This is a genomic window from Pseudomonas sp. I8001 (assembly GCF_013385345.1).
Taxonomy (GTDB): Bacteria; Pseudomonadota; Gammaproteobacteria; order Pseudomonadales; family Pseudomonadaceae; genus Aquipseudomonas.
Map to the genome: position 1 here is coordinate 42,416 of NZ_JACAQC010000045.1, position 8,089 is coordinate 50,504.

Annotated in this window: 11 protein-coding genes; 1 reads left to right on the forward strand and 10 read right to left on the reverse strand. The window is 65.2% G+C overall.

Annotated features, from left to right (window positions below):
* Nucleotides 1-2 precede the first annotated feature (2 nt).
* The 10 genes from sctR to HX839_RS26145 all read right to left on the reverse strand — a co-directional run bounded on the left by sctR (nt 3) and on the right by HX839_RS26145 (nt 7,042).
* Nucleotides 3-656, reverse strand: a complete 654-nt coding sequence (sctR, locus tag HX839_RS26100; protein WP_003208316.1) for a type III secretion system export apparatus subunit SctR — start codon at nt 654-656, stop codon at nt 3-5.
* Entirely contained in the window at nt 653-1,654 is a 1,002-nt protein-coding gene (gene sctQ / locus HX839_RS26105; RefSeq protein WP_177067929.1) for a type III secretion system cytoplasmic ring protein SctQ, read from the reverse strand. Before sctQ ends, sctR begins: the two co-directional genes overlap by 4 nt.
* Entirely contained in the window at nt 1,651-2,100 is a 450-nt protein-coding gene (locus tag HX839_RS26110; RefSeq protein ID WP_102606212.1) for a hypothetical protein, read from the reverse strand. Before HX839_RS26110 ends, sctQ begins: the two co-directional genes overlap by 4 nt.
* Nucleotides 2,101-2,475: 375 nt before the next feature.
* The gene (locus HX839_RS26115; RefSeq protein ID WP_003208321.1) at nt 2,476-3,798 is read right to left on the reverse strand and encodes a FliI/YscN family ATPase; all 1,323 of its coding nucleotides are present in this window, start codon (nt 3,796-3,798) and stop codon (nt 2,476-2,478) included.
* Complete coding sequence (locus HX839_RS26120) at nt 3,795-4,373, reverse strand: FliH/SctL family protein (RefSeq protein WP_008433162.1); 579 nt, start codon at nt 4,371-4,373, stop codon at nt 3,795-3,797. The genes HX839_RS26115 and HX839_RS26120 overlap by 4 nt, the downstream gene beginning before the upstream one ends.
* On the reverse strand, nt 4,366-4,983 hold the full coding sequence (locus HX839_RS26125; protein WP_177067930.1) for a type III secretion protein: 618 nt from the start codon (nt 4,981-4,983) through the stop codon (nt 4,366-4,368). The genes HX839_RS26120 and HX839_RS26125 overlap by 8 nt, the downstream gene beginning before the upstream one ends.
* Nucleotides 4,980-5,762: a type III secretion system inner membrane ring lipoprotein SctJ gene (gene sctJ, locus HX839_RS26130; RefSeq protein WP_177009713.1), complete on the reverse strand. Its 783-nt coding sequence runs from the start codon at nt 5,760-5,762 to the stop codon at nt 4,980-4,982. Before sctJ ends, HX839_RS26125 begins: the two co-directional genes overlap by 4 nt.
* 4 nt (nt 5,763-5,766) lie before the next feature.
* Complete coding sequence (locus HX839_RS26135) at nt 5,767-6,204, reverse strand: hypothetical protein (protein ID WP_003208328.1); 438 nt, start codon at nt 6,202-6,204, stop codon at nt 5,767-5,769.
* A gap of 9 nt (nt 6,205-6,213) precedes the next feature.
* Nucleotides 6,214-6,444 (reverse strand): hypothetical protein, encoded by a 231-nt coding sequence (locus tag HX839_RS26140; RefSeq protein ID WP_003208330.1) that lies wholly within the window; start codon nt 6,442-6,444, stop codon nt 6,214-6,216.
* Nucleotides 6,445-6,475: 31 nt separating this feature from the next.
* The gene (locus HX839_RS26145) at nt 6,476-7,042 is read right to left on the reverse strand and encodes a type III secretion protein (RefSeq protein WP_102369493.1); all 567 of its coding nucleotides are present in this window, start codon (nt 7,040-7,042) and stop codon (nt 6,476-6,478) included.
* Nucleotides 7,043-7,090: 48 nt separating this feature from the next.
* Here HX839_RS26145 and HX839_RS26150 point away from each other — a divergent pair, with 48 nt between their 5' ends.
* Entirely contained in the window at nt 7,091-7,855 is a 765-nt protein-coding gene (locus HX839_RS26150; protein WP_008433171.1) for a tetratricopeptide repeat protein, read from the forward strand.
* The last annotated feature ends 234 nt before the right edge of the window (nt 7,856-8,089 follow it).

An 8,089-nucleotide genomic window follows, 5' to 3' on the forward strand; every position in this document is an offset into this window, starting at 1 on the left:
CCTCAGCCGTAACTCAGAATCAAACCGTGCATCAGGCGCGACCAGCCGCTCAATGACACGAACAGGAAGATTTTCAGCGGGATCGAAATCAGGTTCGGCGAGACCATCGACATGCCCATCGCCATCAGCACGTTGGACACCAGCAAGTCCACCACCAGGAACGGGATGTACAACAGGAACCCGATCTCGAAGGCCCGGGTCAGCTCCGAACTGACAAACGCCGGGATCAGCACCACGAGGTCGTCATCCCGCAGGTCGGCACGGGCTTCCGGCGACCAGATGGTCTCGGTGGCCTGCACAAAAAAGCCGCGCTCGGACTCGTTGGCAAACCGTGCCAGGTGCGCCTGTAGCGGCGGGCGCAGGGCGTCGCCGAGGTCCTTGAGTTGCTCGACGTGCTCGATATTCAGGTCGCGGCCCTCTACCTGGCGGTACATGTCGCCAATCAACGGCGTGGTGACGTACACCGAGAGAATCAGCGCGATGCCGTACAGCACCAGGTTCGGCGGCGTCTGCTGCACGCCCAGGGCGTTGCGGATCAGGAACAGCACCACCGAGATTTTCATGAAGCCGGTAAGGGTCACCACCGCCAACGGGATCAACCCGATGGTGGCAACCACCAGGATGATCTCGATCAGGTTCGGCTGATAACCGGTCATGGGGTGGCGAAACTCAGCAGGCGCACGCCCAGGCCGTCTCCGATTTTCACCAGTTGGCCCTGGCCGACGCGACGGCCGTTGACCATCAGGTCGACGCCATCCACGGTCGGCGTATTCAGTTGCAGCAGGCTGCCCGCCCCCAGTTCCCGCAGTTGCCCCAGGGTCAGTTCCAGGCTGCCGACCTGGCACACCAGCTTGAGGGGCAAATCGTCCAGGGCCGCGGCGGCATCGACGTCAGTCATTGTGTTCTCCATGTCCAAAAGGGGCGTGTTCAGAGGTTCCTGCACCTGCAGCGACGAGCCGTCGCGCTGGCAGCGGGCTTGCAGGCGGCCCTCAAGGTCCAGCAGCCAGCCGCTGCCGGGTTCGAGCATCAGCACATCGCCGGGCTGCAGGCTGCGCAGCTCGCCGAGGCTCAACCATTGCCGCCCGGCCACTACTGACAGCGTGTGGCGCAACGCCGGCAACGGGTCGGCGTAGATCTGGCCGTGCTGCTCCAGCAACTGGCCCACCAGCACTGCAGCGCTTTCACTCAAGTCCAGTTGGGCGGCCATTGGCGGGTTGTTGCCGAAGGTCAATGTCAGTGCCAGATGCACTGCATAAGGCCGCAGGTCGTCACTGGTTTCGAGCAGTTGCACGGGGTGGCCGAGCAACGGTTCGAGGCGCTCGATCAGGTCCAGCACGGCCAGTTCCAGCAGCAGCGAACGCGGTAATGCCGGCAGCACTTGCGCGTCGAACTGCAACGCCAGCGGCACCAGTACTTGTTCCAGGGCGGCAGCCGAGAGTCGCAAGCGCACTGGTGACTGGCCGAGCAACAGCAACACATCCCGGGGTGTTTTCAGCGGCTGGGGATCGGCGGCCCAGGCGACGCTCAGATCCTGACCGGCGCAGCGGCCCTGCCACGCATGCCGCCGGCGGTGCAATTGGTTATGCAGCGTGAGCAGCGCCGGGTCGTAGTGCTCAAGCCAGGGCGCCAACGGGTCGGCAAGGGCCACGATCATGTGCCGAGTCCTTGCTCTTCACGCAGCTCGCCGGCCACCCGTTCGCTGCTTTCACGCCCGTCCAGCAGGCTTTGCCAGGCATCGGACTGGCGCTGGCGGCTCAGGCGCTCCTGGCGAAACAGCTCACGCTCGCGCTCCTGGGTTTGCAGGGTACTGGACACGTGGCTGACGTCGCCTTCAAGCACCTGCTCATCGTCGGCCAAGCCCCGCAGGCGATCCTGGGCGGCCTGCCAACTGGCCACCGACAGGCCTTCGGTCAGCGAGGCGTAAATCTCGCCGGCTTCATGGGCAACGGCCTCACGGTGCAGGCGCAGTTGTTCCTTGGCGTCGGTCAAGGCGCCGCGGGTTTGCGCGCAGCGTTGCTGTTGCGCCGCCAACTGGCTCGCCGCCCGCTGTTCGCGCAGCACCCGCAGGGTTTGCAGGGTGCGCAGTTGTTCAGTCTTCATCGGTTCTTTTCTCCATCGTCATACCAACAGCGCACTCACTGAGTGCATGAAGATCGAATGTGGGAGCTGTCGAGCCCCGGCGAGGCTGCGATAGCGGTGGGTCAGGCAACATTGATGTTGGCTGTGCTGACGCCATCGCAGCCTCGCTGAAGCTCGACAGCTCCCACACTGGAGCTTGCTGCGCTTTCGGGCTCATGCCAGCACCTGGCGCATGCGGATCAAGGTGTGCATGAAGATCAAATGTGGGAGCTGTCGAGCCCCGGCGAGGCTGCGAAAGCGGTGGGTCAGGCAACATTGATGTTGGCTGTGCTGACGCCATCGCAGCCTCGCTGAAGCTCGACAGCTCCCACACTGGAGCTTGCTGCGTTTTCGGGCTCATGCCAGCACCTGGCGCATGCGGATCAAGGTCTGTTCGGGGCTGCTGGGTTCGTCGGCGCTCTGGCGCAGGAAGGCTTCGATTGCCCCATGGCGGGTGATCGCTTCGTCGGCCAGCGGGTCGCTGCCGGCGGAGTACTCGCCGACGCGGATCAGCATTTCGATCTCGCCGTAGCGCGCCATCAATTCACGGATGCGCATCGCCAGGCGCTTGTGTTCGTCACCGGCGACCTGCTCCATCAAGCGGCTGCGGCTGCGCAGCACGTCCACCGCCGGGAAATAGTTGCGCTGCGCCAGTTCGGCGCTGAGGGCGATATGCCCGTCGAGGATCGAACGCGCTTCCTCCGCCACCGGATCGCTGGCGGCGTCGCCTTCGGTGAGCACGGTGTACAGCGCGGTGATGCTGCCGGCAGGGCCCGGGCCGGCGCGCTCGAGCAACTTGGGCAAGGTGGCAAAAAACGACGGCGGATAACCGCGGCGGGTCGGCGGTTCACCCACGGCCAGGCCGATTTCGCGCTGGGCGCGGGCGAACCGCGTGAGGCTGTCCATCAACAGCAGTACATTGCGGCCCTGGTCGCGGTGGTACTCGGCCAGGGTGGTGGCGACAAATGCCGCGCGCACCCGCTCGGCGGCCGGGCGGTCGGAGGTGGCGACGACAGCAACGGTGCGTGCGCGGGCCGTGGCGTCCAGTTGCACGTCCAGCAGTTCGCGCACTTCCCTGCCCCGCTCGCCGATCAAACCGATGACAATCACATCGGCCTCGCTGTTGCGGATGATGCTCGCCAACAAGGAGGATTTGCCCACACCGGGCTCGCCGAAGATGCCCATGCGCTGGCCCTGGGCGAGGGTCAGCAAGCCGTCGATGGAGCGGATGCCCAACGCCATGGAGCGCACGATCAATTGCCGGGAGAACGGGGCCGGTGGCTCGGCATGCAAGGGGTAGGTCTGCAGGTTCAGGGTTGGCGGTACACCGTCACCGTCGAGAAACTCGCCCATGGGGCTGATCACTCGCCCCAATTGCGCATCGCCCACGGCCACACCCAGGCTTTCGCCGGTGGCAGTGATTTGCGTGCGGGTCGACAGGCCTTCCATGGAACCGATGGGCGACAGGATCGCTTCGTCGCCATCAAAACCGATCACTTCGGCGCTGAGGCTGCGACCACTGACCGGGTCGCGCAGGTGGCACAGCTCACCGATGCTCGCGCCCGCCACGCTGGCCCGCAGCAACACCCCGCGAATGCTCAGCACCGTGCCCTGCATCGGACGCAAGCGGGCCTGGGACAGCCGCTCGGTCAGGCGCGGCAGCAGTTGATCGAGGTTCATGCCACGCCCTCTTCGGCAAAGGGCAACAGGCTGCGGCGCAGGCTTTGCAGTTGCGCCTCCAGCCCCAGCTCAACCGAACCCGCCGGGCTGCTCAGGCGGGCCTGGCCGGCGCCCAGTTGCGCATCGGCCTCCACGGCGATGCCGTCCTTGAGCAACTGTGGGCGCAGGGCATTCACTTCGGCGGGCGGCACCCACAACGTCAAGGCCTGGCCCTGGCGAAACGCGCTCAGGGCCTGGCGTGTACAACGCACCACGCGGTCGGTGTCATCCAGTTCGCCGAGTACTTCACGCACGATGCCCAGGGCCAGGTCCGCCAGCGACGCCTCAAGCCCGGCCAGGTAATGCTGGACTTGGGCCTGGGTTTCCAGCAGCAACTGTGCAACCTGTTCGGCACCTTCGCGGCGCGCACTTTCAAAACCCTCGGCGCGGGCGGTGTGCAGCCATTGGTCGCTGTCGGCCTTGATCTGCTCGGCGTGCGCCCTGGCGGCTTGCACAAAGGCAAAGCCATCGGTCCATAACGCCGCTTCATCGGCGCGCAAAATCCGCGCGGCCGGACGGCTGGGTAATTCACTCATGGGCAAGCTCCTCGGCGAGTAACCGGGCGGCGACGGTCTGGACGATCTCCAGGTCGCGGGGCAAGCGCCCGCTGTAGCCCTTGGGTGCGACAAACCGCAGGGGCAGCCAGCCTTGCAACTCGGCAGGCTGGGCTTGCAGCCAGGCGGCGACACAGGTGAGGCCATCGCGGTCGATGGCGTCGATCAACTCGGCGGGCTCGCGCAGCAGGTCGGCCGCGCCGCCCAACTGCCGGTGCGCGAGGGCCAGGGCAAAGGCTTCCTGGCCAAGGCCCTCGCGCAATTCATTGACCACTTCGCGGCGGATCTCCCGGCTCAGGGTCGAGCCATGCCAGATCGCACCACACAGCCTGGGCAGACGCGCAAATTGCGCCGGGCTCAGCAGCAGCACCGGCAAATCAGCGACGGGCGGCGTGACCAGATGCGCCAGCGGCGCCAGCTGATAATGGCTGGCCAGCAGTTGCTCCAGCCGCGAGCGAAAACGCGGCTGCCCATGCAGGGCTTGCAGCACCTCGACCGGCAGGCCTTCGCCAAAACACTCGCCAAGGCTTTGCTCGCGCACAAACTGCAACGGCTGGGCGATCAGCCCCTGCCAACGCTCAACCAGGCTCATTCACCCTCCTTGAGCACATACAACGCCTGGGACTGGCGCCGGGCCCATTGCTGGCGAGCCAACACACCACCCGCGCCGAGGGCGAGCAGCAGCAAGCCACCGAACAGCAACCGCGCCTGGTTGAGGTTGTCTTCCAACAGCCACAGGCCCATGAAACGCGCGAGTCGCGGTTGCGCCGGGTTCTGGCTGATGGACACCGCGGCCTTGATCGCGGTCACCGACACACCGTCATAGCTCAGGCCGGAAATGCCGTTGGCCACCAGGGTCTTGATCTGCGGAATCAGCGTGTTGATGTCGGTGCCCGGGTCGTAGCGCACCAGCACCGAGGCCGACGACGGCGAAATCACCCGCTTGAGCAGGTCATTGTCCGGCAGCACCACGTGCACCCGCGCCGAGACGATGCCGTCGATCTGCGACACCGAGTGGGACAGTTCTTCGCTCAAGGCATAGATCATCTGCGCCCGCTCCTGCACCGGCGACGACACCAGGCCATTGCCCTTGAACACCTCGCCCATGTTGGAAAAGCTCTGCTGCGGCAGGCCGGCGTTGTCCAGCAGGGTCATGGCCTCGGCGAAGCGCTGTTCGTCGACCACCACTTTCAACTGGCCGTTGTCCTGCACCTTGCGCGTCGCCGGGATGCCGTCGCGCAGCAGCACCGCGACCATGGCGTTGGCGTCGCGCTCGCTGAGGTTGGTGTAGAGGTCCATGTCGCAGGCCTGCAAGAGGCTGGCGAGCACGCCGATCAGCAGCAGGCGCAGGGCACGATTCGGGCTTGGCATGGCGTTATTGACCCTTGAGCAGCGTGTTGGCGGAACCGGAAATCTGCGTCGCACCGCGCACCACCATCTGGGTTTCGATGGAGTAGTCGAACATCTTGCCCAGTGAATGGACGATCTGGTCGACCTGCTGCTCGGCGACTTTCTTGCCCGGTTCTGCGGTGGGCGAGGCACCCGAGGTGCGGATATCCGCAGCGGCCACTTGCGGCGGCGCCGAGGGGTTATTGGTGAGCAAATCGGCCCGCTCGGAAAAGGTCCGGGAGCGGTCGATAAAACTGTTCAGGCGCTCCATCAGCCCCGAGCCGATCTGATGGGGGCTGGCGCCCTCGGGCATGCCCTTGGCCGTATTGGCCATGTGCTCGAACAGATTCTGCGAGGCCCCGGCGGGCCCCGCGCCGGCGGACGGCGGCAAGGCCGTGGCGCTGGCAGCGAGACTGATGGTCATGGGTGCGCCCTACTCTTCGTCGTCATCGGACATGGCGTCATTCAGCATTTCCTGGGCCTTGGGCATGATGATGAATTGGCCGCCGATGGTGACTGCCTGAGTGATCAGGGCATCGGTGAATTCGGCGTCGGTCATCTCCGGTTTATCGGCGCTCTTGGCGTTGTCCACCGCGGCGTTGAACTTGGCTTCAGGGCTGGCGCCACCGGGGGCGAGGTTGCTGTCTACGGCGGTTACGGACATGGTCATGCTCCTTTACTGGGGTTGGGGTGAATCAAGGGGTTTCAGTGCTCACCTGGGCGCCGCGAAACACCCGCACGCCGTGCTCGCGCGCCACCACCGGCGCGGCGGCCTTGGGCTGCAGGTGATCCACATGCTGCTGGACCAGCGCCAGGTACGGCGGCGGCCCGGAGACGAAGACTTCATCGCCCTCGGGGCCGTTACGCATCGACAACTGCTGGCCGAACACATCGAGGTTGTTCAGATAGGCCTGCAACTGATCCAGGTTCAGGGCGTTGGCCTTGAACAGCCTGGTGGTGATTTCATCGCTGGCATTGAGGTACAGCAGGTTGCCGTCGAAATACCAGGTCAGGCCATTGGTGCTGCACAGCGTCTGCAAAAACTCCCCGGCGGTGGCTGCACGCACGGTGCTGCGGGCCTTGCCGCGGACCTTGTCGGAGAGCACCAGCGGGATATCGAGGTTGTGGCCGAACTCTTCGAGGGCGGCGCGCACGTCCTGGTCCACCAGCACATAGGCGTAGGGTTTGGCGAACCATTCGGGCTCTTCGTCGGCGTGGGCGATCGAGGCACCCAACAGCACCGACAGACATAGGAGCGCCATGGAAAATATGCTTACATGACGTCCGCCTTCGCCCAACGAGTTGTGACGATGACCAAACACTTTTTGCTTGCCGGCAGCCTGTTGCTGGCTGCCTGTTCCAATACTGCGCCGAGCGATTCCGACCGCTCGCTGAAGCTGGCCGACGACCTGAACAAACGCGGCGACTACGCCAGCGCGGCGGCGCTGTACGAACGTGCGGCCCAGCAACCGGGCGCAAGCATCGACTTGTGGCTCAAACTCGGCCAGGCACGGCTCGACGGCAACGACGCGGTCGGTGCCGAGCGCGCCTTCCAACAGGCCCTCGGCCTTCAAGCCCACAACGCCGACGCCCTGCTGGGACTGGGCACCGCGCAACTGCGCCTTGGCAAAAGCCAACGCGCCGTGACCGCCCTGGGCCAGGCCGCCGAGGCCAGCCAGTCGCCGGTCGCCTACACCCGACTGGGCATTGCCCAGGTGTTGAACGGCCAGGCCGTCGCGGCACAAACCGCGTTCGCCAAAAGCCTGGGCCTGCAACCCGACGACCTCGACAGCCGCTGCAACCTGGCCCTGGCCTATGCCCTTGGCGGCCAGGCGCAGCAGGCCTTGGACACCATCGCCCCCGTCACCCAATCGCCCCGCGCGTTGCCACGGCATCAGCGTAATGAGCTGCTGGTGCTGGTATTGGCGGGATACGAACAACGAGTGGCCAGCTTGCCGCTGGACGATATACCGGCGGCTGAGCGCGCACGCCTGATCACGGAGGCCAACCGCATCAAAGCCATCAGCGATCCGATTGCGCAAGCGCGGGAATTGGGGCTGGTGGATACGCACTAAATCCAACTGCTTTTGATCTTGCTGTTGCCCTGCTTTTGATCTTGATTTTGATCTTAGGCGCCCCGTTAAACCACGCTGGCCGAACGCAGGCTTTGGAGCGTGGGTAACCCGGCAGGACGCCGGGTTAGCCGTCCTGGGCCAAGGATGGCCCATGACGGCGGCCCACGGTCCAAAGCCGGAGTGAGGGCACACCGAGCCTAGGCGAGGTGCCGAGTGGTGGGGCAAAGACCTTTT

What these genes read in the sequence shown, in the direction of transcription:
- sctR (WP_003208316.1), bottom strand. Translation starts at nt 656, where the DNA reads ATGACCGGTTATCAGCCGAACCTGATCGAGATCATCCTGGTGGTTGCC.
- sctQ (WP_177067929.1), bottom strand. Translation starts at nt 1,654, where the DNA reads ATGATCGTGGCCCTTGCCGACCCGTTGGCGCCCTGGCTTGAGCACTAC.
- HX839_RS26110 (WP_102606212.1), bottom strand. Translation starts at nt 2,100, where the DNA reads ATGAAGACTGAACAACTGCGCACCCTGCAAACCCTGCGGGTGCTGCGC.
- HX839_RS26115 (WP_003208321.1), bottom strand. Translation starts at nt 3,798, where the DNA reads ATGAACCTCGATCAACTGCTGCCGCGCCTGACCGAGCGGCTGTCCCAG.
- HX839_RS26120 (WP_008433162.1), bottom strand. Translation starts at nt 4,373, where the DNA reads ATGAGTGAATTACCCAGCCGTCCGGCCGCGCGGATTTTGCGCGCCGAT.
- HX839_RS26125 (WP_177067930.1), bottom strand. Translation starts at nt 4,983, where the DNA reads ATGAGCCTGGTTGAGCGTTGGCAGGGGCTGATCGCCCAGCCGTTGCAG.
- sctJ (WP_177009713.1), bottom strand. Translation starts at nt 5,762, where the DNA reads ATGCCAAGCCCGAATCGTGCCCTGCGCCTGCTGCTGATCGGCGTGCTC.
- HX839_RS26135 (WP_003208328.1), bottom strand. Translation starts at nt 6,204, where the DNA reads ATGACCATCAGTCTCGCTGCCAGCGCCACGGCCTTGCCGCCGTCCGCC.
- HX839_RS26140 (WP_003208330.1), bottom strand. Translation starts at nt 6,444, where the DNA reads ATGTCCGTAACCGCCGTAGACAGCAACCTCGCCCCCGGTGGCGCCAGC.
- HX839_RS26145 (WP_102369493.1), bottom strand. Translation starts at nt 7,042, where the DNA reads ATGGCGCTCCTATGTCTGTCGGTGCTGTTGGGTGCCTCGATCGCCCAC.
- HX839_RS26150 (WP_008433171.1), top strand. Translation starts at nt 7,091, where the DNA reads ATGACCAAACACTTTTTGCTTGCCGGCAGCCTGTTGCTGGCTGCCTGT.